A 21,900-nucleotide genomic window follows, 5' to 3' on the forward strand; every position below is an offset into this window, starting at 1 on the left:
GACTGCACGAAGCCCTGCCCCGGCAGGGCTTTTTTGTGCGCCATCCCCCATACAGCCGCCGCTGGCTCTGAGAGAATCCTTATTATAACTATGGTTATACACAGGATGTGGATCATGAGTGATATCGCGTTAACCGTGAGCGTGTTGGCCCTTGTCGCGGTAGTCGGGTTGTGGCTGGGGAATATCAAAATCCGCGGCGTCGGGTTTGGTATCGGCGGGGTGCTGTTCGGCGGGATTTTTGTCGGCCATTTTGCCGACCAGCTTGGGTGGGTGCTCAGCGCCGATATGCTGCATTTCATTCAGGAATTTGGCCTGATCCTCTTTGTGTATACCATCGGCATTCAGGTGGGTCCGGGTTTCTTCGCTTCGCTGCGCGTCTCCGGTTTACGCCTTAATCTCTTTGCTTTCGGCATTGTTGTGATGGGTGGGCTGGTCACCGCGATCCTGCATAAACTCTTCGCTATTCCGTTGCCCGTCGTGCTGGGTATTTTCTCCGGAGCCGTCACTAACACGCCTGCGCTCGGGGCGGGTCAGCAAATTCTGCGCGATTTGGGTATCCCGGCTGATGTCGTCGATCAGATGGGGATGAGCTACGCCATGGCCTATCCGTTTGGTATTTGCGGTATTTTGCTCTCGATGTGGCTGGTGCGCGTGCTGTTCCGCGTTAACGTTGAACAGGAGGCGAAGGAGCATGAAAGCACCCTGACCAACGGCCATGCGCTCATTAAAACCATCAACATTCGCGTCGAAAACCCCAACCTGAACAATATGGCGATACAGGATGTTCCCATTCTGAACAGCGCGACCATTATCTGTTCACGCCTGAAACGCGATGACACGCTGATGGTGCCTTCGCCCGATACCCTTATTCAACACGGCGATCTTCTGCATCTGGTAGGGCAACCGGCGGATTTAAACAATGCCCGGCTGGTGATTGGTCAGGAGGTAGATACTTCGCTCTCAACCCGTGGAACGGATATGCGCGTGGAGCGCGTGGTGGTGACCAATGAGAAGGTGCTGGGCAAGAAAATACGCGATTTGCAGGTTAAAGAGCGCTATGACGTGGTGATCTCCCGTCTTAATCGCGCTGGCGTGGAGCTGGTGGCCAGCCAGGATGCGAGCCTGCAATTTGGTGATATTCTCAACCTGGTCGGGCGTCCGTCATCCATTGATGCCGTAGCGAACATGGTGGGAAACGCGCAGCAAAAACTCCAGCAGGTGCAGATGCTGCCGGTCTTTATCGGTGTCGGGCTTGGGGTGATGCTTGGCTCCATCCCCCTGTACGTGCCCGGCTTCCCGGTAGCGCTGAAGCTGGGTCTGGCTGGCGGGCCGCTCATTATGGCGCTGATCCTCGGGCGTATCGGCTCCATCGGTAAGCTCTACTGGTTTATGCCCCCGAGCGCTAACCTGGCGCTGCGGGAGTTAGGCATTGTGCTGTTTCTGGCGGTGGTGGGGCTGAAATCCGGCGGCGATTTTGTCGATACCCTGGTGAACGGCGAAGGAATGAGCTGGGTAGGATACGGCATATTTATTACCGCCATCCCGCTGATAACGGTCGGATTACTGGCGCGTATGTTCGCTAAAATGAACTATCTCACGCTGTGCGGCATGCTGGCTGGCTCTATGACCGATCCGCCCGCGCTGGCGTTCGCCAATAACCTGCACGCCACCAGCGGTGCGGCGGCGCTGTCTTACGCCACGGTTTATCCGCTGGTGATGTTTCTGCGCATCATTACCCCACAGCTACTGGCGGTGCTGTTCTGGGGGATGGGCTAGCCTCGCTGACCGGCATCACCCGATGCCGGTCTCCTTGTCCCCGTTAATTTACGCTATGCTGAAGCCTGCTTCTGGTACGACAAGGAACCTTCATGAACATTTCCCGCCTCGGTGAAGCACCGGATTACCGCTTCTCACTGGCTAACGAGCGTACATTTTTAGCGTGGATCCGTACTGCCCTGGGCTTTCTGGCCGCAGGCGTTGGCCTTGATCAGCTCGCCCCTGATTTTGCCACCCCGCTGATCCGCGAAGCGCTGTCCCTGCTGCTGTGTCTGTTAGCCGGCGTGCTGGCGATCTACGGCTACCTGCGGTGGCTGCGCAACGAAAAGGCGATGCGTCTGAAGCAGGATCTCCCTTACACACGCGGTTTGCTTATCATCAGTACGATTTTGCTGCTGGTGGCTGGCATCGTGATGTTACTGGTGTTCTATGCCGGATAGCCGCAAAGCGCGGAGGGAAGCAGACCCCGGGCTTCAGCCGGAGCGTACCTCGCTGGCCTGGCTACGCACGCTGCTGGGGTATGGCGCGCTGATTGCGCTTGCCATTAAGCACAACTGGCACCGCACGGGGATGCCATTCTGGATCTCCATCGTTGTGCTGGCGCTGGTAGCCATTATTTTATGGCGCTATACCCGCAGCCGGAACCTGATGGACGTCGCGCACAGTGATTTCGCACAGCCAGGGGCGGTGCGGGATAAGTTCCTGATCGCCCTGGCCGTGCTGTCCCTGTCGCTGCTGTTTGCGGTAACCCATATTCGACAAATTTTGCACCTGTAGGCCGGGTAAGGCGCAGCCGCCGCCCGGCATAATTACTTCCCTTTCGCCAGATAATTCGCCATCTCGTCATCCGGCACCATGCCGCCGCCGGTCGCCCAGACCAGGTGCGTCGTGTTGGCATCTGACTTTATCCGTACCGGCCCCACCATCCCCGCCAGCGCCGACGGCTCCAGGCGAATGCCTTCCTCCTGCGCCAGCCAGCCGAGCAGGTTATACATGCTCTGATCGGAGAGGGTAAAGAACCCGTCAAGCAGACGCTCCATCGCGCGACCCACGAAGCCTGACGCGCGGCCTACCGCCAGCCCGTCCGCCGCCGTCACGTTATCAATACCCAGATCCTGTACGGCGATCTCATCGTGCAGACCGGTGTGGACACCCAGCAGCATGCACGGCGAGTGCGTAGGCTCGGCGAAGAAACAGTGCACGCTGTCGCCAAAGGCCAGCTTCAGGCCAAACGCCACGCCGCCGGGCCCGCCGCCGACGCCGCACGGCAGATAGACGTTTAGGGGATGTTCAGCGTCCACCACGCGCCCCTGTGCGGCAAACTGTGCTTTCAGGCGCTCGCCCGCCACCGCATAGCCCAGGAACAGCGTGCGGGAGTACTCATCGTCAATAAAGAAGCAGTTCGGATCGCTTTCCGCTGCTTTGCGCCCTTGCTCCACCGCCACGCCGTAATCCTGCTCGTATTCCACAACGATCACGCCGTGGCTGCGCAGCCTGGCTTTTTTCCATTCACGGGCGTCGGCAGACATATGCACCGTAACCTTAAAGCCGATGCGCGCGCTCATGATGCCGATGGACAGCCCAAGGTTGCCGGTTGAGCCCACGGCGATGCTGTACTGGCTGAAGAAGTCCTTGAAGCGCGGCTCCAGCAGAATGCTGTAATCGTCATCCAGCTTGAGCAAGCCTGAGGCCAGCGCCAGTTTCTCCGCGTGAGCCAGCACTTCATAAATGCCGCCGCGCGCTTTAATGGAGCCGGAGATCGGCAGATGGCTGTCTTTTTTCAGCAGCAGCGTGCCGGGGATCGTTACGCCATATTCCTGCTCCAGACGCGCTTTCATTGCCGGAATGGCGACCAGTTCAGATTCGATAATTCCGCCCGCAGCCGCCGTTTCCGGGAAGGCTTTCGCCAGATACGGCGCGAAGCGTTCCAGGCGCGCGTGGGCGTCGTCAACGTCGGCTTTGGTCAGCCCGACATAGGGCAACCCTTCAGCCAGCGTCGTGGTACGCGGGTTGAGCCAGGTGGTTTCTTTCAGGGTAATCAGATCCTCAACCAGAGGAAACCGTGCGGTTAACGCGTTGATCGTTGCGCTTTTCATCGTCCATCTCTTCGCAAGGGGGGTCATCCGGTATTAAGCATAAAAAAGAGGCATACTGACAAATGATATAAATTGCGTTTCAGGTGAACCAGATTGAACCAACCACGAAGAGATGAGGGCGATGGTGGAAGATAAGCGACGGCTAAACGGCTGGCAGCTGTCCAAAATGCATACCTTTGAAGCGGCTGCCCGGTATGAATCTTTTGCGCTGGCAGCCGCTGAGCTGTCCCTGACCCCCAGCGCGGTAAGCCACCGCATCAGCCTGCTGGAAGACGAGCTGGGCATTCAGCTGTTTACACGCTCGCACCGCAAAGTTGAGCTGACGCAGGAGGGGAAGCGCGTGTACTGGACGCTAAAATCCTCGCTCGACGCGCTGAACCAGGAGGTACTGGACATTAAAAACCAGGCGCTGTCGGGCACGCTGACGGTTTATTCCCGTCCGTCGATCGCCCAGTGCTGGCTGGTGCCGATGCTTGGCGACTTTACCCAACGCTATCCTTCTATTTCGCTGAACGTGCTGACGGGCAATGAAGACGTGAATATGCAGCGAACGGGCGTCGATCTGGCGCTCTATTTCGATGATTCACCGCCGAAGCAGCTCGGTTATCACTACCTGATGGATGAAGCGATCCTGCCGGTCTGCTCACCGGAATATGCCAGGGAGCACGCGCTGGTGCAAAATCCCGATAACCTTCACCGCTGTACGCTGCTCCATGACCGTCAGGCCTGGAGTCACGATTCCGCCACGGATGAATGGTCAAGCTGGACGACGCATTTTGGCGTGAATATGCCGCCCTCATCCGGGATTGGGTTCGACCGTGCGGATCTGGCGATTATTGCCGCGACGCACCACGCCGGCGTTGCGATGGGGCGAAAAAGGCTGGTGCAAAAGCATCTCGCGCGCGGCGAGCTGATTGCTCCTTTCGGCGAAAAGACGCTTAAATGTCATCAGCACTACTACGTCTCAACGCTTTCGGGTCGGCAATGGCCAAAAATTGACGCCTTTATCGGCTGGCTGAAAGAGCGGGCGAACTGAAGAATTATTACGCTTTGGCTCTACACCAAATGCGAAAAAGCGTGCTAAATACAGGCTAACGATTTGATTTTCGCAAGGTGCGACGTGCTGAAGCCTTTCATTGTCACCGTGTTAGCGATCGCTTCCGGCTGGGCCTGTGCCGCTGAGCCGCCGCTGACGGCTGCCCGTTACGCCCAGATGCTGGGTGTCGGGATGGACGTCGACTGGGCCCGCACCGAGCGCGGTATCCGCGAGTTTGATCCGCTGGTGGTCCGTGATTTTCGGGCGAAAGGCATACGTCATGTCCGCATTCGGGTGGCGGGCGAACCCACGGAAGCGCGACTGATTCACCTGCGTAAGCTGGTGGAGGCCTGCGAGCAATACGGCATCATCCCCATCGTCGCTTATCAGGCAGATGAATATAAAAACGACCCGAAAGCGGATACCGAAAAAGCGGTGATTGATTGGTGGATTGCCGTGGCGCATTATTTTGGTCAGCGTTCGCCGTTGCTGGGCTTTGACCTGATCTACGAACCGGCGGACAAGCTCAACCACAACATGGTTTCCCTCAACCGGGTGTATGAGAAAGCGATCAAAGACATTCACGCCATTGATGCCAGCCGCATGATTTTTATCGCACCTCGCCTGCGCGCCGCGCCAGAGGATTTATCCAGCCTGAAGCTGCCCGCGCACAGCCAGAATTACCTGCTGGCAGAGTGGCATATTTTCCCGTGGGGTCCGCTGAAAACGAACGGCAAATATCCGTGGACGTCCGGAACCGCGGCGGAGAAAACGGCTATTCGCAACCGAATCAACGCCGCCCTGCGCTGGCAGCAAAAAACCGGGCACGTGAGCTGGGTAGGTGGCTGGGGTGTGGGCGAGTCGAAAACCCTGACGCCAACCGCCTCGCAGATGGCGTTTGCCACGTTTATGGCCTGCGAGCTGCAAAAGGCTGCTATTCCGTATGCGATAAACGCCGATGTTCAGTTTTATGACGGGGAAGAGGGGGCGTGGCGTCCTGCGCCAGAGCGGCTATTGCAGGCGATGATTGCGCCCGGGTGTGAAAAGCCCGGCGAGAAGCCGGGCCATCATGCGGTTAAACAGGCTGTTCGTGATGCGAGACACGCGACGCCAGCGGCAGCCAGCACAGCAAAATCAGCAGCCCCATCAGAGTCATCAGCAAGCCTAAACTAGCCTGCCCGGTCTGCGGCATCATCGCGGAGAGCCAGGCGAGCGCGCCGGAACCGATATTCTGTAAACCGCCCACCAGGGCACCAGCGGTACCCGCGAGGAACGGGAACGGCTCCATTGCGCCGCTGGTGGCGAGCGGGAACAGCATGCCCGCGCCGAAGAAGAACAGCGCCGCCGGGACGAGCAACGTCCAGACCGACATCACGTCAAACAGCCCCGGGATCCACATCATCAGCCCGGCCAGCAGGCAGCTGATCACGGCCTGCCACATCAGCGTGGAGAAGCGTTTGTTCGGACGTCCGGCGAACCATGCGCCGAAGAACGCCGCCGGGATCGGCAGAATAAACAGGATACTCACCACCATGCTGCTCAGGCCAAGGCCTGCGCCCAGCAGCACGCCGGAACAGGCTTCGAACACGGCAATGCCCGCCAGACCGCCGATCAGCATCAATAAATAACAGGTAAACGACCCGTTGCCGAAAAGCGTTTTATAGCTGGCGATAAGCTTCGTGCGCGGCGCGTCCTGCGGACGTGTTTCCGGCATCCAGCGCGCCATGCTGAAGGTGACGATCGCGCACAGCACCAGCAGGAAGGCGTAACAGGCGCGCCAGGACCACACGGTGTCCAGCAGGCCACCGATCAGCGGCGCGAGCAGCGGGCTCACGAGGATACCCATGTTTAACAAGCTGTTGGCGTGACGGAGCTGGGTGCCTTGATACATATCTCGCGGCAGGGTACGCGCCATGACCCCGCCGACGCCGGTGCCCACACCCTGAAGAGCGCTGGCGGCAATCAGTACGGTCAGGCTATGGGTGGTAATGGCAATGACTGTCGCCACCATGAAAATGCTCATGCCCACCAGAATGACCGGGCGACGCCCGACGCGATCGGACAGGGGACCATAAACCAGCTGTGAAACGCCATAGGTCAGCAGGTAGGCTGCCATCACGCTCTGTACCGCCCCTTCGCGGACGTTCAGATCTTTTGCCATATCGGCAATCGCCGGAATATAGATGGTTTGCGCCATCTGCCCGACGGCCACCAGTAACACCAGCATCAACAATAAGTTCACGTTCCGTTGCTTTTTCATGTCGCTGAATACTTTTGCCAAAAGAGAGAAATAAAGAATAAGTGACTACGCATTCCCATAAATGCGCGAGGAATCTACCACAGTGAGATGACAATTTAAGCATTACTGTGATGAATGACAGAGGGCGTGAAGTCAGGATTTGTAAACAAGATCGGCAACTAATGTTGCCAGCGAATTACGCCAGGCGAAGCAGGACCGCACCGGCGGCTATACCCAGCGCCGCCGCGATGCGCAGGCCGGCAACTTTCTCTTTTAAAAGCACAAATGCGATTAATGCGCCGAAGAGAATCGAGGTTTCACGCAGTGCCGCGACCACCGCCAGCGGCGCCTGCGTCATCGCCCAAAGCGCCAGACCGTAAGATCCCATCGTCCCGACGCCGCCGAGTAGCCCCTTTTTCCAGTGCAGGCGCAGATAGGCTGACGCTTCACGGCGGCGGGCTACCATCGCCCAGCTCAGCAGGCAGAAGCCGTTCATGAAGAAGGTCCAGAGCGTGTAGCCCAGCGCCGAGTCTGATAACCGCACGCCGGTGCCGTCCACCAGCGTATACCCGGCGATAAAACAGGCGTTAAGCAGTGCCAGCCAGATCCCCTTGCGCGACTGCATGCGGCCATTCATCGCCATCGCCAGAATTGACAGGCAAATGACGCCGATACCGGACCAGGCAAGCCAGGAGAGGTGGTCGCCGAGCGCCAGCACGCTGATCAGCGCCACCAGCAGCGGGGCGGTACCGCGCATCAGCGGATAGGTCTGGCTCATGTCGGAGACCTGATAGGTTTTTGCCACCAGTACCGTATACACCACCTGTAACGCGCAGGAGACGAACAAATAGGGCCAGCTTGCAGCCGTCGGCTGGGGAGAGAAAGGCAGTAAAATCAGGGCAATAAGCGCGGCTGAACCGCTGACGCCGATCGCAGAGTAGAGCTTGTCCGTTCCGGCCTTAACGATGGCGTTCCAGCTGGCATGCAGCAGTGCGGCGAACAGTAAAATGCAGAAAACGGTGATGGTCATGGCGTTTCAAATGGTGAAATGTCATCCAACTGTAACATTCACCCTTCGATGCTGCCAGACGCTTACACTGCGCAAAAAAGGCGGTGCGTGACCCGGGGTTCGTCTGACACCAGCCTGAAGCCTGCCCGATGATAAAATCCGTACGCAGTTTCCGGCGCATGGGTATTAAGAAAATCAAACCAGATGCTGGCATCCGCCATCACCACGGTCAAAAGCTGCTTTCCAATGCCCAGCCCGCGGCACTTTTCGCTGACATAGAGATGACGAATACGTCCGGCGCGCGGCTGCTGGCTGAACGGATCGCGATTAAGACCGCACACGCCCACCAGCTTGCCGTTAAGAAACGCCCCCAGCAGCTTTTCACCCGGGGCATTAAAGCGGTTTTCACCCCGCTGCCAGTTCTCTTCCAGCCGGCGCAGCATGTTGAAATTCAACGCGATACTCTCGGCCTTCAGGGCGATATAGCCCGGCTCATCAGGCGTAACAGGCTCAATTAACAGACGCGACATAGCATTCCCTCGTTATTAAAGAGGGGCGGTTGCCCGCCCCTCTCAGGTGCGACTTGAACCTGAATCACCGAACGTATTTCAGGACAGCATCAAGCAGTTGCAATACAGCAACAATGAGTTTGAGGACAAGTATGACCATATCCACGACGCTCATACGCGTCTCCTTTTGGTTAAAAGGAGCACGATGCTGGCGTACCTTTCCGCCGCCTGTGGCCAGCACCTGGATTGACGTAACACAGTGTGCTCACTTCAGGGGTTAAGGCACTGACGGCACCACCCGTTTCAGCCAGGACTTCGTTGCGCCGGTAAACTGCGGCCCCCTCGCTCACTGCGAACACCCTCAGTATAGATAAATACTGTATGCATGAACAGTATTTTATGGACAAAATTTGGAAGGCGATCCATACTCAAAAACGTCAAAATCCGTGCCGGAATTGCGCGTTCGTCTTCGATCGCGTATACTTTTCGCGTTGACGTAACACAGTGTGTTCTGCGGCGACCAACCGCAAAACCCTGAAAAAAACCTCGCTTAGGCGGGGTTTTTTGTTTTCTGAGGTTAGACAAAAAATTGACGGGCGTTGACATATTGGCAATGCATGTTATTGTTGCCATTATGGCAACGGACGCGGCAGGCATGCAGTATGCATTTAATCTCAATGAAGGCAGTTTGTGAGGCGGTAAGCCAGTTTCCACAATACAGGGATGAACTTCTCTTTTTGGGAAGAGTTATCGAAAAAAGCCATTGCCCGACGCCTGCTGCGCTAAGAAAACTGTTTCCAACGCTGGATAACTTCAAGTATCTCGATAAGCATTATGTTATTGATATTGCAAATAACAATCTCAGAGTAGTGGCTCTCATTTTCTTTGAAAGCCAAAAGTTTTATGTGCGCCATGTTTTTACTCATAAGGAATATGACCGTTTTACGGAGAAACATCGCACTAAGGGGAAGAAATGATGATCGTTGCTGATGCACTAAAAGCTACGCATGACCTTGTTGCGGCTGTTCCTCTGCTGGGTGAACATCCTAACGAGAAGGATTACCAGGACGCACTTGAGCTGGTTGAGTATCTGCTCATGCATGAACCTGGCAGCCCTTTACTGGATATTGTATGTGCGAGAATCAGCCGCTACGAAGCAAACCGGCCTGAAATTGTCGCGCTACGCCAGGAGATGGAATCTGTTCCCGTGGGGATTGCGGTGTTAAGAACGCTTATGGATCAGCACAAACTCACTATTTCGGATTTTCAGGACGAAATAGGTAGTAAATCAATGGTTTCAAGGGTACTCAATGGGCAGCGTCAGCTCACACTGAACCATATAAAAAAACTGGCGGCCCGCTTTGGCGTTTCGCCTGCGCTGTTTATTGAGTGAGATAAAAGCCTTTTTATGGTTTCATCACCCAACAAACGAAACGTGATCCCTGACGCATTTTTGCGCAGATGAAAATATTTCCATTGTCACGCCCGAAAACCTGTGTTTGTATAAATTCAATCAATGATTCTAAACACAGGTCCCCAATGACTTCATCCATCTTCACTTCGACCCTACTAAAAACTGCGCAACCAGCCGCAGTGGTCGTCGTGCGTGTGGTGGTGGTCGTCGGCAATGCGCCGTAGGGACTGGATCAACACACGAATCCAAAACCCCGCCGGCGCAAACCGGGCGGGGTTTTTCGTTTAGGACCCTCCCCGGAAGGCTGGCTCAGAAGAAAAGGACTGGAGCATGGCAAGTTCGGGCACAACATCCACAAAGACGCGTTTTACAGGCGCGCAGCTGATTGTTCATTTACTGGAACGACAGGGCATCACCACGGTTGCGGGTATCCCGGGTGGAACCGTGCTGCCGCTGTATGATGCGTTAAGCCAAAGTACACAGATCCGCCACGTACTGGCGCGTCACGAGCAGGGAGCCGGATTTATCGCTCAGGGCATGGCGCGCACTCAGGGCAAACCTGCGGTGTGTATGGCCTGTAGCGGGCCGGGCGCCACTAATCTGGTGACCGCCATCGCCGACGCGCGTCTCGACTCCATTCCGCTCATCTGCATTACCGGCCAGGTCCCGTCCTCGATGATCGGCACCGATGCGTTCCAGGAAGTGGACACCTACGGCATCTCTATCCCCATCACCAAACATAACTATTTAGTTCGCGATATCAGCGAGCTGCCTCAGGTGATCAGCGATGCGTTCCGCATTGCGCAGTCTGGCCGCCCGGGTCCGGTGTGGATAGACATTCCTAAGGACGTACAGACCGCAGAGATCGAGATCGACGTGCTGCCTGCGCCGGGCGAGCGTGCCCCCGCACCGGAATTCAGCGCTGAGAGCGTGCGCGACGCCGCCGCCATGATTAACGCGGCGAAACGCCCGGTGCTCTATCTGGGCGGCGGGGCGATTAACGCCGCGGATGAAATCCGTGCGTTCGCGGAAAAAGCCAACCTGCCGACCACCATGACCCTGATGGCGCTGGGCATGCTGCCCAAAGCGCATCCGTTGTCTTTAGGCATGCTGGGCATGCACGGCGCGCGCAGCACCAACTACATCCTGCAAGAGGCGGATTTGCTGATTGTTATGGGTGCACGTTTTGATGACCGGGCGATTGGCAAAACCGAGGAGTTCTGCCCGAACGCCAAAATTATTCATGTGGATATCGACCGCGCCGAGCTGGGTAAAATCAAGCAGCCGCACGTGGCGATTCAGGGCGACGTGGCCGACGTGCTGGCGCAGCTGATCCCGCAGACGGACGCAGCTGACCGCGCCGACTGGCGCCAGCTGGTGGCCGATCTGCAACGCGAGTTCCCGGGCGCCATCCCAACCGAGGACGACCCGCTGAGCCACTACGGGCTGATCAACGCCGTGGCCGCTTGCGTGGACGACAGCGCGATCATCACCACCGACGTCGGCCAGCACCAGATGTGGACCGCGCAGGCCTATCCGCTGAACCGCCCGCGCCAGTGGCTGACCTCCGGCGGCCTCGGCACCATGGGCTTCGGCCTGCCGGCGGCAGTAGGCGCGGCGCTCGCCAACCCGGACCGCAAGGTTATCTGCTTCTCCGGCGACGGCAGCCTGATGATGAACATTCAGGAAATGGCGACCGCGGCCGAAAACCAGCTGGACGTCAAAATCATCCTGATGAACAACGAGGCGCTGGGCCTGGTGCACCAGCAGCAGAGCCTGTTCTACAAGCAGGGCGTGTTTGCCGCGACCTATCCGGGGACGATCAACTTCATGCAAATTGCCGCCGGTTTTGGCCTGCACACCTGCGATCTGAACGCCGAAGACGATGCCCACGCGGCGTTGCAGGAGGCGATTGCTCGTCCGGGCCCGGCGCTGATCCACGTGCGTATCGACGCGCAGCAAAAAGTGTATCCGATGGTGCCGCCGGGTGCGGCCAATACTGAGATGGTGGGGGAATAAGCCATGCAGAAACAACACGATAACGTCATTCTGGAACTCACCGTCCGCAACCACCCTGGCGTTATGACGCACGTCTGCGGGCTGTTTGCCCGCCGGGCGTTTAACGTAGAAGGCATTTTGTGTCTGCCGATTCAGGGCAGCGAGCACAGCCGCATCTGGCTACTGGTGAACGACGACCAGCGTCTGGAGCAGATGATGGCGCAGATCGACAAGCTGGAAGATGTCACCAAAGTGGCGCGCAACCAGTCCGATCCCACCATGTTTAACAAAATTGCGGTGTTTTTCGAGTAAATCACTTAAGGTAAGAGGCTTTTGCCGGATAAGCGCAGCGTCATCCGGCATTTCAGACCGCAGGAACACACATGACCACCATCGCTCTCATCGACGACCACCTTATCGTCCGCTCCGGCTTTGCCCAGCTCCTCAACCTCGAACCGGATTTTCAGGTTGTGGCCGAGTTTGGCTCCGGGCGCGAGGCGCTGGCGGGCCTGCCGGGGCGCGGGGTGCAGGTCTGTATCTGCGACATCTCGATGCCGGATCTCTCCGGGCTGGAGCTGTTGAGCCAGCTGCCGAAAGGGATGGCGACGATCATGCTTTCGGTCCACGACAGCCCGGCGCTGGTCGAGCAGGCGCTCAACGCGGGCGCGCGCGGCTTCCTCTCCAAACGCTGTAGCCCGGACGAGTTGATTACCGCCGTGCGCACTGTCTCTACCGGCGGCTGCTACCTGACGCCGGATATCGCCATCAAGCTGGCGGCCGGACGGCAAGATCCGCTCACCAGACGCGAACGCCAGGTGGCGGAGAAGCTTGCCCAGGGCATGTCGGTAAAAGAGATTGCCGTAGAGCTGGGCCTGTCGCCCAAAACCGTACACGTTCATCGCGCCAACCTGATGGAAAAACTCAACGTCAGCAACGACGTTGAGCTGGCGCGCCGCATGTTTGACAGCTGGCAATGAACTCCCTGTTTTCAAGGCTGATCGCCGTCGCTGCCAGCTTTTTTATCTTCTCCGCCGCGTGGTTTTGCCTGTGGAGCATCAGCCTGCACCTGGTGGAACGCCCGGAGCTGGCGGTGCTGCTGTTTCCCTTTGGCCTGCGTCTGGGATTAATGCTCCAGTGCCCGCGCGGATACTGGCCGGTTTTGCTGGGCGCGGAGTGGGTGATGCTGATCTGGCTGGCGCAGGAAGTGGCCCTCGCGCATCTTCCCTTATTGATGACCGGAAGCCTGCTCACGCTTCTCCCCGTTGCCCTGATTTCCCGCTACCGCCACCAGCGCGACTGGCGCACGCTGCTGCGTCAGGGGGCGGCGCTGATTGCCGCCGCGCTGTTGCAGTCTCTGCCGTGGATGGGCGAAAAGGAGGTGCTCAACGCCCTGCTGCTGACCCTGACTGGCGGACTGACGCTGGCCCCGACCTGCCTTGTGATCTGGCACTACCTTACCAGCACCGTCTGGCAGCCGCTCGGCCCGGCGCTGGTCTCCCAGCCGGTGAACTGGCGCGCCCGGCACCTGATCTGGTATCTGCTGCTGTTTGTCGTGAGCCTGTGGCTACAGCTGGGTCTGCCCGCTGAATTATCGCGTTTCACGCCGTTTTGTCTGGCGCTGCCGATTATCGCTCTGGCCTGGCACTACGGCTGGCAGGGCGCTTTGATCGCCACGCTGATGAATGCCATCGCGCTGATCGCCAGCCAGACCTGGCACGATCATCCGGTGGATCTGCTGCTCTCGCTGCTGGCCCAGAGCCTGACCGGGCTGCTGCTCGGGGCGGGCATTCAGCGTCTTCGCGAGCTGAACCAGTCCCTGCAAGCCGAGCTGGCGCGCAACCGTCGTCTGGCGGAGCGTCTGCTGGAAACCGAGGAGAGCGTGCGTCAGGAAGTGGCTCGCGAGCTGCACGACGATATCGGGCAGACCATTACCGCCATCCGCACGCAGGCGGGCATCGTCCAGCGTCTGGCGGCGGATAACGCGAGCGTGAAGCAGGGCGGGGCGCATATCGAACAGCTTTCGCTGGGCGTCTATGACGCCGTTCGTCGCTTGCTGGGACGGCTGCGTCCGCGCCAGCTTGATGACCTGTCGCTGGAGCAGGCGATACGCTCCCTGATGCGTGAGATGGAGCTCGAAAGCCGCGGCATTGTCAGCCATCTCGACTGGCGTATTAACGAGCCTGGGCTGAGCGAAGGCCAGCGCGTGACGCTGTTCCGCGTCTGTCAGGAAGGGCTGAACAACATCGTCAAACACGCCAATGCCAGCGCGGTGACGATCCAGGGCTGGCAGCAGGACGAGCGACTGATGCTGGTGATAGACGACGACGGCTGCGGCCTGCCGCCGGGCTCCGGCCAGCAGGGGTTTGGCCTGGCGGGGATGCGCGAGCGCGTCAAGGCGCTGGGCGGCACGCTGAACCTTTCCTGCACCCACGGGACGCGCGTCAGCGTCAGCCTGCCGTTAAGGACGCATCATGTTTAAAACGCCCGCCAGCATAGCCCCGTTAAGCAACAAAGCGGAAATCGACGCCCGCTACCGCTACTGGCGTCGCCATATCCTGATCACCCTCTGGCTCGGCTACGCCCTGTTCTACTTCACCCGCAAAAGCTTCAACGCCGCCGCGCCGGAAATCCTCGCCAGCGGCGTGATGACGCGCACCGATATCGGCCTGCTGGCGACGCTGTTTTACATCACCTACGGCCTGTCGAAGTTTTTCTCCGGCATCGTCAGCGACCGCTCCAACGCGCGCTATTTCATGGGCGTTGGGCTGATCGCCACCGGCGTGGTGAACATCCTGTTCGGCTTTTCCACCTCGCTATGGGCCTTTGCCCTGCTGTGGGCGCTGAACGCCTTTTTCCAGGGCTGGGGCGCGCCGGTCTGCGCCCGCCTGCTCACCGCCTGGTACTCGCGCAACGAGCGCGGCGGCTGGTGGGCAATATGGAACACCGCGCATAACGTCGGCGGGGCGCTGATCCCGATGGTGGTGGGGGCTGCCGCGCTGCACTACGGCTGGCGCACGGGGATGATGATTGCCGGTGCTCTTGCGATTGTCGCCGGGCTGTTCCTCTGCTGGCGCCTGCGCGACAGGCCGCAAACCGTCGGCCTGCCTGCGGTGGGCGACTGGCGGCACGACGAGATGGAGATCGCCCAGCAGCAGGAGGGCGCCGGGCTGTCCCGCCAGGAGATCCTCACCAAGTACGTGTTGAAAAATCCGTACATCTGGCTGCTGTCCCTCTGCTACGTGCTGGTCTACGTGGTGCGCGCGGCCATCAACGACTGGGGCAACCTGTACATGTCCGAGACGCTGGGTGTGGATCTGGTCACCGCTAATTCGGCGGTGACGATGTTCGAGTTGGGTGGGTTTATCGGCGCGCTGGTAGCGGGCTGGGGATCGGACAAGCTGTTCAACGGCAACCGCGGCCCGATGAACCTGATTTTTGCCGCCGGGATTTTACTCTCCGTGGGCTCGCTGTGGCTGATGCCATTCGCCAGCTACGTCATGCAGGCGGCGTGCTTCTTCACCATCGGCTTTTTCGTCTTTGGCCCGCAGATGCTGATCGGCATGGCGGCGGCGGAGTGCTCGCACAAAGAGGCGGCAGGCGCGGCGACGGGCTTTGTCGGGCTGTTTGCCTACCTCGGCGCGTCGCTCTCCGGCTGGCCGCTGGCGCGGGTGATCGACATCTGGCACTGGAGCGGGTTCTTCGCGGCGATCGCCATCGCGGCGGGCATCTCGGCCCTGCTGCTGCTGCCGTTTTTGCACGCCCAGGCGCCGCGCGAAGCGTGACGCGCCTCACCTTTTGTTGCCGAATGGCGCAAAACTAAGAAATTTTCCCGGTTTCACCTGGACGCTGTCTCAGGCATCTCTCCCGGCTGATTTTTACAATGCTGCAAAAATCAGCTCAGGAGTAAACCAACCATGCTGGCCTTCTTAAACCAGGTGCGCAAGCCGACCCTGGATCTGCCGCTCGACGTGCGGCGCAAGATGTGGTTCAAACCGTTCATGCAGTCTTATCTGGTGGTCTTCATCGGCTACCTGACCATGTACCTGATCCGCAAAAACTTTAACATCGCGCAGAACGACATGATCTCGACCTACGGGCTGAGCATGACGCAGCTGGGGATGATTGGCCTGGGCTTCTCCATCACCTACGGGGTGGGGAAAACGGTGGTGTCCTACTACGCGGACGGCAAAAACACCAAGCAGTTCCTGCCGTTTATGCTGATCCTCTCCGCCATCTGTATGCTCGGCTTCAGCGCCAGCATGGGCGCGGGCTCCGTCAGCCTGTTCCTGATGATTACTTTCTACGCCCTGAGCGGTTTCTTCCAGAGCACCGGCGGGTCGTGCAGCTACTCCACCATCACCAAATGGACGCCGCGCCGCAAGCGGGGTTCGTACCTCGGCATGTGGAACATCTCCCACAACCTCGGCGGGGCGGGTGCGGCAGGCGTGGCGCTGTTTGGCGCGAACTACCTGTTCGACGGCCACGTGATCGGCATGTTTATCTTCCCGTCGATTATCGCCCTGATCGTCGGCTTTATCGGCCTGCGCTTCGGCAGCGACTCCCCGGAATCCTACGGCCTCGGCAAAGCTGAAGAGCTGTTCGGGGAAGAGATCAGCGAAGAGGACAAAGAGACCGAAGAGAACGAGATGTCCAAATGGCAGATCTTTGTTGAGTACGTGCTGAAAAACAAAGTGATCTGGCTGCTCTGCTTCTCGAACATCTTCCTTTATGTGGTGCGCATCGGCATCGACCAGTGGTCTACGGTATACGCATTCCAGGAGCTGAAGCTCTCGAAAGAGGTGGCGATTCAGGGCTTCACTCTGTTCGAAGTGGGCGCGCTGGTCGGCACGCTGCTGTGGGGCTGGCTTTCGGATCTCGCCAACGGCCGCCGCGCGCTGGTGGCCTGCGTCGCGCTGGCGCTGATTATCGCCACGCTGGGCGTCTACCAGCACGCCAGCAACCAGTACGTTTACCTGGCGTCCCTGTTTGCGCTCGGCTTCCTGGTGTTTGGCCCGCAGCTGCTGATTGGCGTGGCGGCCGTAGGGTTCGTGCCGAAAAAAGCGATCGGCGCCGCCGATGGGATTAAAGGCACCTTCGCCTACCTGATCGGCGACAGCTTCGCCAAGCTGGGTCTGGGGATGATCGCCGACGGCACGCCGATTTTCGGCCTCACCGGTTGGGCGGGCACCTTCGCGGCGCTGGATGCGGCAGCGATTGGCTGTATCGTCCTGATGGCGATGGTCGCGGTGCTGGAAGAACGTAAAATTCGCCGCGAGAACCGCGCGCAGAAATTAAAAGCGGCCTGAGTGTGCAGGTAACGTCTTTGCCCGGTGTGTGATGCCGGGCTTTTTTTATTTGCGCGTCCTACCTTTACTCCGCTTTACACATTCGCTCCTCTCCATGCTCTACAGTGTTTTTTGCTGCCGCCTTTCGTGCAGCCTTAGCCCCTTTTGCTAACGGAGAGCTTGCATGTTAACCCGACGATTGTCCTGCCTGGCGCTGCTGATGGCGCTGGCGTCCCCCGCAATGGCCGCGGATGCCCCCACCTACGGCGAGAAGCTGGAAGGTTTCGACTACGGCTGGCCGGTAAAACACTTTACCTTTACCTCGCAAAACCAGCCTCTGGATATGGCTTACCTGGACGTGAAGCCGGAAAAACCCAACGGACGTACCGTGGTGCTGATGCACGGCAAAAATTTCTGCGCCGGTACCTGGGACGGCACGATCCGTGCGCTGTCGGCCAGCGGGTATCGCGTGATCGCACCCGACCAGATCGGCTTCTGTAAATCCACCAAGCCGGACCATTATCAGTACACCTTCCAGCAGCTGGCGGACAACACCCACGCGCTGCTCACATCGCTTGGCATCGATCGCGCGACGGTTATCGGCCACTCGACCGGCGGCATGCTGGCAACCCGCTACGCGCTAATGTGGCCGCAGCAGGTAGAGCAGCTGGTGATGGTGAACCCGATAGGCCTGGAAGACTGGAAAGCGCGCGGCGTGCCGCATATCACGGTTGACCAGTGGCACCAGCGCGAGCTGAAGGTCAGCGCCGACGGCATTCGTCAGTACGAGAAAAACACCTACTACGCCGGGGAGTGGAAGCCGGAATACGAGCGCTGGGTCACCATGCTTGCCGGGCTGAACAACGGGCCGGGTAAATCGCGCGTGGCGTGGAACTCGGCGCTGCTCTACGACATGATCTACACCCAGCCGGTTATCTACGAATTTAGCGACCTGAAGATGCCGGTATTATTGATGATCGGCACGAAGGACAACACCGCCATCGGGAAAGACCTCGCCCCGCCGGAGATCCGCAAGACGCTCGGCAACTATGCGGTGCTGGGGAAAGAGACGGCGAAGCGCATTCCGCACGCGACGCTGGTCGAGTTTAACGACATGGGCCACGCGCCGCAGATGCAGGACCCCGCACGCTTCCACGAGGCGCTGCTGAAAGGGCTTCAGGCGCGCTGACTGGTTTCCAGCAACAGCCCGCGCAGCCACGCCTGCGCGGGGTTACGGTGCGTTCTGCCGTGCCAGGCCATGCTTTTGGTAAAGCCGGGTACGGGAATCGGTGTCTCGCAGACGAATATTCCCGTCTGGTTTTCCGCGATGCGTGACGGCACGACGGCAATCATATCGCTGAGGGCCAGCACGTCCGGCAGCACCAAAAAGTTGCTCACCGATAATCCCACGTGCCGCATGCGGCCAATTTTCTCCAGCGCGCTATCCGTTACGCCACGAAAACCATCGCCCTCGTAAGAGACGAGTACATGCTCCAGGGCGCAAAAACGGTCTAACGTGATTGGTTTTCCGGCATCCGGATGGTCGGCACGCATCATGCAAACATACCGTTCATCATAAAGCGCACGGCTGTGAAGCTCATCTGGCGTGGTGTGCGGAGTGATCAGCGCCACGTCAACGCTGCCCTGTTCAAGCTGGCTGACCAGGCGACCCGGTTCCACGGGCACGACGCGCACGCGGACAGAGGGAGCCTGCACCTTAAGGGCGGCGATAAAGGGTACGACGACCGCACGCAGGGCGTAGTCAGTCGCAACGAGGGTGAAGGTGAGCGCTGCGGTGATAGGGTCAAACGCCACGGGCTGAAGCAGCATGTCGATATCAGCGAGAATGCGCTTCACCGGAGCGGCTAACGCTTCGGCGCGCGTGGTTGGCACCATCCCGTGCGGCGCGCGAATAAACAGCGGATCGTCAAAGTAATCCCGCAGGCGGTTGAGCATGCCGCTTACCGCAGGCTGGGTCAGGGCAAGACGCCCCGCCGCGCGGGTGACGCTGCGCTCGTCCAGCAGGGCATCCAGCGTTTTTAGCAGGTTAAGATCCAGCGTACGCAGATCCGCTTTCATGACGTTTTTCCATCTCTTTTCCGTTCACTATTATGGCGCTGCCCGCTGTCGACGCGCTGCGTTTCCCGCTATGATGAGCGGCTAGTCTAAGGAGAACGCATGGTCTGGATAATGCTGGCAACGCTTGCCGTGGTGTTTGTGGTTGGATTTCGTGTCCTGACTTCAGACTCCCGCCGCGCCATCAAACGTTTAAGCGAGCGGCTGGGGATCACCCCGATGCCGGTCGAGTCGATGATTGACCAGTTCGGTAAAACGCCGGGCAATGAATTTATCCGCTACCTTGAACGCCCTGACGAGGCGCATCTGCAAAATGCCGCGCAGGTGCTACTGATCTGGCAGGTCTGCATCGTCGATGGCAGCGAAGAAAATCTGCATACCTGGCACCGTATGCTGCGTAAGGCTCGCCTTGCCGCACCCATTACCGATGCGCAAATTCGTCTGGCACTTGGCTTTATGCGCGAAATTGAGCCCGATCCGCAGGAGCTTAACGCCTTCCAGCTGCGCTACAACCAGCTCTTCCTGCCGGAAGAGGGAGTATTCTATCTGCACTGATATCACGAATCGTGATGAAGAGTATAAAGCATCGTCATTAGATTTATACCACTCGCGGGGGCACCATCATCTCATCAACTAACTGATGAGGTGAACCATGAAACAATCCGCCATTATCTGGCCGAACGACTACCTGCCGGGTACCACCGATAACTTTGCATCTAACGAAATCATTGTTGCCGGGCTGAGCGCGAAAGTAGTCTGGGCGCAGCTCAACGACACCTCCCTCTGGCCGGGCTACTACAGCAATGCCGAAGACATTCGTTTTCACGACGGCAGCGGCCCGGCGCTGAGCGCTAACGCCCGCTTTCGCTTCACCACCTTCGGCTTCCCGGTTGAAGCGCAGGTGACGGAGTATGTTCCGCCGGCGGACGGTGAAGCCGCGCGCATTGCCTGGCACGGCTGGGTGGAAGGGGATGCGAATTCTCGTCTGGACGTGATCCACGCCTGGCTGTTTGAAGATCTTCCGGGAAACCGCGTGCGCATTCTGACGCAGGAATCGCAGAAAGGCGTGCCGGCGCAGGAGCTTGCTCGCACCGTGCCGAACCCGATGATTAACGGGCATCAGGAGTGGATCGTCGGGCTGGCGAATGCGGCGATGCAAGAAAAGTTGTCAAATCGTTAAATCCGTCACACTTTTGATGATAAACTGCGCGACTTTTCCGCACGTTTTTATCTTCAGGTGATGCCATGACAGAACATATTCAGCCCTCGACCAGACCGCAGACCAGCGAGGTTTCACGCCCCAACTGGTCGGCGGTTTTCTCCGTGGCGTTCTGCGTCGCCTGCCTGATCACCGTTGAGTTTCTGCCGGTCAGCCTGCTGACGCCGATGGCACAGGATCTGGGCATTTCCGAAGGCGTGGCGGGGCAATCCGTTACCGTTACCGCCTTTGTGGCGATGTTCGCCAGCCTGTTTATCACCCAGGCGATTGGCACCATTGACCGTCGTAAAGTGGTCATCCTGTTCAGCGTGCTGCTGACGCTCTCCTGCCTGCTGGTCTCTTTCGCTGAAAGCTTCACCCTGCTGCTGCTGGGGCGCGCCTGCCTGGGGCTGGGACTAGGCGGCTTCTGGGCGATGTCGGCCTCGCTGACCATGCGCCTGGTGCCCGCGCGCACCGTGCCAAAAGCGCTGTCCGTTATCTTCGGCGCGGTCTCCATCGCGCTGGTGATCGCCGCGCCGCTGGGCAGCTTCCTCGGCGGGATTATCGGCTGGCGTAACGTGTTCAACGCGGCGGCGGTGATGGGCGTGCTGTGCATTATCTGGGTGTGGAAAGCGCTGCCGTCCCTGCCGGGCGAAGCGGCACACCACAAACAGAACATGTTCGCGCTGCTCAAGCGTCCGGGCGTGCTGGCGGGGATGACCGCCATCTTCATGGCCTTTGCCGGGCAGTTTGCCTTCTTCACCTATATTCGCCCGGTCTATATGACCATGGCGGGCTTTGACGTGGACGGCCTGACGCTGGTGCTGCTGAGCTTTGGTATCGCCAGCTTCGTCGGCACCTCGCTGTCGTCCCAATTCCTGAAGCGCTCCCTGAAGGTGGCGCTGGCGGGTGCGCCGCTGGTGCTGGCGATCAGCGCCGCGGTGCTGGTGCTGTGGGGCAGCGACAAGTGGGTTGCGTCGGCGATTGCGATCGTCTGGGGCTTTGCGTTTGCGCTGGTGCCGGTGGGCTGGTCGACGTGGATCACCCGCTCGCTTGCCGATCAGGCGGAAAAAGCCGGGTCGATTCAGGTGGCAGTGATCCAGCTGGCGAACACCTGCGGCGCGGCGGTGGGCGGCGTGGCGCTCGACCATCTGGGGCTGACGTCACCGCTGGTGATTTCCGGCACGCTGATGCTGCTGACCGCGCTGCTGGTGGCGGGAAAGGTGAAGGCGCGCTGATTGATTAATAGTCACCCCATCGATAT

At 59.0% G+C, this 21,900-nt stretch carries 24 protein-coding genes; 18 read left to right on the forward strand and 6 right to left on the reverse strand.

Features of this window, described 5'->3' with window-relative positions; all coding sequences use genetic code 11:
• Positions 1 to 114: 114 nt before the first annotated feature.
• From INF58_RS08015 to INF58_RS08025, 3 genes are all read left to right on the forward strand, one after another.
• Positions 115 to 1,776 carry a putative transporter gene (locus INF58_RS08015; protein WP_193527468.1) on the forward strand — a complete coding sequence of 554 codons (1,662 nt, stop codon included), beginning with the start codon at positions 115 to 117 and terminating at the stop codon, positions 1,774 to 1,776.
• A gap of 92 nt (positions 1,777 to 1,868) precedes the next feature.
• The gene (locus INF58_RS08020) at positions 1,869 to 2,216 is read left to right on the forward strand and encodes a YidH family protein (RefSeq protein WP_063452060.1); all 348 of its coding nucleotides are present in this window, start codon (positions 1,869 to 1,871) and stop codon (positions 2,214 to 2,216) included.
• Complete coding sequence (locus INF58_RS08025; protein ID WP_112792460.1) at positions 2,206 to 2,553, forward strand: DUF202 domain-containing protein; 348 nt, start codon at positions 2,206 to 2,208, stop codon at positions 2,551 to 2,553. The genes INF58_RS08020 and INF58_RS08025 overlap by 11 nt, the downstream gene beginning before the upstream one ends.
• A gap of 32 nt (positions 2,554 to 2,585) precedes the next feature.
• Here INF58_RS08025 and dsdA read toward each other — a convergent pair whose 3' ends face one another.
• A complete protein-coding gene (gene dsdA / locus INF58_RS08030) occupies positions 2,586 to 3,872 on the reverse strand; it encodes a D-serine ammonia-lyase (RefSeq protein ID WP_193527469.1) in 1,287 nt (428 codons plus the stop codon).
• A 121-nt stretch (positions 3,873 to 3,993) separates the two neighbouring features.
• On the opposite strand from dsdA, the gene dsdC reads away from it, so the two are divergent.
• Positions 3,994 to 4,908, forward strand: a complete 915-nt coding sequence (gene dsdC, locus INF58_RS08035; RefSeq protein ID WP_227415044.1) for a DNA-binding transcriptional regulator DsdC — start codon at positions 3,994 to 3,996, stop codon at positions 4,906 to 4,908.
• A gap of 84 nt (positions 4,909 to 4,992) precedes the next feature.
• Positions 4,993 to 6,081 carry a cellulase family glycosylhydrolase gene (locus tag INF58_RS08040; RefSeq protein WP_193527471.1) on the forward strand — a complete coding sequence of 363 codons (1,089 nt, stop codon included), beginning with the start codon at positions 4,993 to 4,995 and terminating at the stop codon, positions 6,079 to 6,081.
• Here INF58_RS08040 and emrD read toward each other — a convergent pair.
• From emrD to tisB, 4 genes are all read right to left on the reverse strand, one after another.
• On the reverse strand, positions 5,984 to 7,168 hold the full coding sequence (gene emrD, locus INF58_RS08045; RefSeq protein ID WP_107535638.1) for a multidrug efflux MFS transporter EmrD: 1,185 nt from the start codon (positions 7,166 to 7,168) through the stop codon (positions 5,984 to 5,986). The two genes, INF58_RS08040 and emrD, sit on opposite strands and share 98 nt — an antisense overlap.
• A gap of 175 nt (positions 7,169 to 7,343) precedes the next feature.
• The gene (locus INF58_RS08050; protein WP_063868642.1) at positions 7,344 to 8,177 is read right to left on the reverse strand and encodes a DMT family transporter; all 834 of its coding nucleotides are present in this window, start codon (positions 8,175 to 8,177) and stop codon (positions 7,344 to 7,346) included.
• A 62-nt stretch (positions 8,178 to 8,239) separates the two neighbouring features.
• Positions 8,240 to 8,686 carry a GNAT family N-acetyltransferase gene (locus INF58_RS08055; protein WP_063868644.1) on the reverse strand — a complete coding sequence of 149 codons (447 nt, stop codon included), beginning with the start codon at positions 8,684 to 8,686 and terminating at the stop codon, positions 8,240 to 8,242.
• Between the two features lie 64 nt (positions 8,687 to 8,750).
• The gene (gene tisB / locus INF58_RS21085; protein ID WP_017383683.1) at positions 8,751 to 8,840 is read right to left on the reverse strand and encodes a type I toxin-antitoxin system toxin TisB; all 90 of its coding nucleotides are present in this window, start codon (positions 8,838 to 8,840) and stop codon (positions 8,751 to 8,753) included.
• A gap of 487 nt (positions 8,841 to 9,327) precedes the next feature.
• Between tisB and INF58_RS08065 the strand changes: the two genes are divergently transcribed.
• The 10 genes from INF58_RS08065 to INF58_RS08110 all read left to right on the forward strand — a co-directional run bounded on the left by INF58_RS08065 (position 9,328) and on the right by INF58_RS08110 (position 18,551).
• Positions 9,328 to 9,642 (forward strand): type II toxin-antitoxin system HigB family toxin, encoded by a 315-nt coding sequence (locus tag INF58_RS08065; RefSeq protein ID WP_193033066.1) that lies wholly within the window; start codon positions 9,328 to 9,330, stop codon positions 9,640 to 9,642.
• Positions 9,642 to 10,058 carry a type II toxin-antitoxin system HigA family antitoxin gene (locus tag INF58_RS08070; protein ID WP_063452214.1) on the forward strand — a complete coding sequence of 139 codons (417 nt, stop codon included), beginning with the start codon at positions 9,642 to 9,644 and terminating at the stop codon, positions 10,056 to 10,058. Before INF58_RS08065 ends, INF58_RS08070 begins: the two co-directional genes overlap by 1 nt.
• Before the next feature lie 146 nt (positions 10,059 to 10,204).
• Positions 10,205 to 10,303, forward strand: coding sequence for an ilvB operon leader peptide IvbL (ivbL, locus tag INF58_RS08075; RefSeq protein WP_057979964.1), 99 nt, complete (start codon positions 10,205 to 10,207; stop codon positions 10,301 to 10,303).
• Positions 10,304 to 10,409: 106 nt separating this feature from the next.
• Positions 10,410 to 12,098, forward strand: coding sequence for an acetolactate synthase large subunit (gene ilvB, locus INF58_RS08080; protein ID WP_193527472.1), 1,689 nt, complete (start codon positions 10,410 to 10,412; stop codon positions 12,096 to 12,098).
• A gap of 3 nt (positions 12,099 to 12,101) precedes the next feature.
• On the forward strand, positions 12,102 to 12,389 hold the full coding sequence (gene ilvN / locus INF58_RS08085; RefSeq protein WP_010426528.1) for an acetolactate synthase small subunit: 288 nt from the start codon (positions 12,102 to 12,104) through the stop codon (positions 12,387 to 12,389).
• Positions 12,390 to 12,460: 71 nt separating this feature from the next.
• Entirely contained in the window at positions 12,461 to 13,054 is a 594-nt protein-coding gene (gene uhpA / locus INF58_RS08090) for a transcriptional regulator UhpA (protein ID WP_193527473.1), read from the forward strand.
• Positions 13,051 to 14,556 (forward strand): signal transduction histidine-protein kinase/phosphatase UhpB, encoded by a 1,506-nt coding sequence (uhpB, locus tag INF58_RS08095; protein WP_193527474.1) that lies wholly within the window; start codon positions 13,051 to 13,053, stop codon positions 14,554 to 14,556. Before uhpA ends, uhpB begins: the two co-directional genes overlap by 4 nt.
• On the forward strand, positions 14,549 to 15,859 hold the full coding sequence (locus INF58_RS08100; protein WP_112792466.1) for an MFS transporter: 1,311 nt from the start codon (positions 14,549 to 14,551) through the stop codon (positions 15,857 to 15,859). Before uhpB ends, INF58_RS08100 begins: the two co-directional genes overlap by 8 nt.
• A gap of 132 nt (positions 15,860 to 15,991) precedes the next feature.
• Entirely contained in the window at positions 15,992 to 17,383 is a 1,392-nt protein-coding gene (gene uhpT / locus INF58_RS08105; RefSeq protein WP_107534337.1) for a hexose-6-phosphate:phosphate antiporter, read from the forward strand.
• 163 nt (positions 17,384 to 17,546) lie between these two features.
• On the forward strand, positions 17,547 to 18,551 hold the full coding sequence (locus INF58_RS08110) for an alpha/beta fold hydrolase (RefSeq protein WP_193527475.1): 1,005 nt from the start codon (positions 17,547 to 17,549) through the stop codon (positions 18,549 to 18,551).
• Here the strand turns inward: INF58_RS08110 and INF58_RS08115 are convergent.
• On the reverse strand, positions 18,539 to 19,441 hold the full coding sequence (locus INF58_RS08115) for a LysR family transcriptional regulator (RefSeq protein WP_193527476.1): 903 nt from the start codon (positions 19,439 to 19,441) through the stop codon (positions 18,539 to 18,541). The genes INF58_RS08110 and INF58_RS08115 overlap by 13 nt on opposite strands.
• Positions 19,442 to 19,540: 99 nt before the next feature.
• On the opposite strand from INF58_RS08115, the gene INF58_RS08120 reads away from it, so the two are divergent.
• The 3 genes from INF58_RS08120 to nepI all read left to right on the forward strand — a co-directional run bounded on the left by INF58_RS08120 (position 19,541) and on the right by nepI (position 21,874).
• Positions 19,541 to 19,993, forward strand: coding sequence for a DUF1198 domain-containing protein (locus tag INF58_RS08120; RefSeq protein ID WP_063452074.1), 453 nt, complete (start codon positions 19,541 to 19,543; stop codon positions 19,991 to 19,993).
• A 97-nt stretch (positions 19,994 to 20,090) separates the two neighbouring features.
• Complete coding sequence (locus INF58_RS08125) at positions 20,091 to 20,618, forward strand: SRPBCC domain-containing protein (RefSeq protein WP_193527477.1); 528 nt, start codon at positions 20,091 to 20,093, stop codon at positions 20,616 to 20,618.
• 65 nt (positions 20,619 to 20,683) lie between these two features.
• The gene (gene nepI / locus INF58_RS08130; protein ID WP_107534342.1) at positions 20,684 to 21,874 is read left to right on the forward strand and encodes a purine ribonucleoside efflux pump NepI; all 1,191 of its coding nucleotides are present in this window, start codon (positions 20,684 to 20,686) and stop codon (positions 21,872 to 21,874) included.
• Positions 21,875 to 21,900: the final 26 nt, after the last annotated feature.

This window comes from Enterobacter cloacae complex sp. P24RS (genome assembly GCF_014982165.1).
Lineage (GTDB): Bacteria > Pseudomonadota > Gammaproteobacteria > Enterobacterales > Enterobacteriaceae > Enterobacter > Enterobacter quasihormaechei.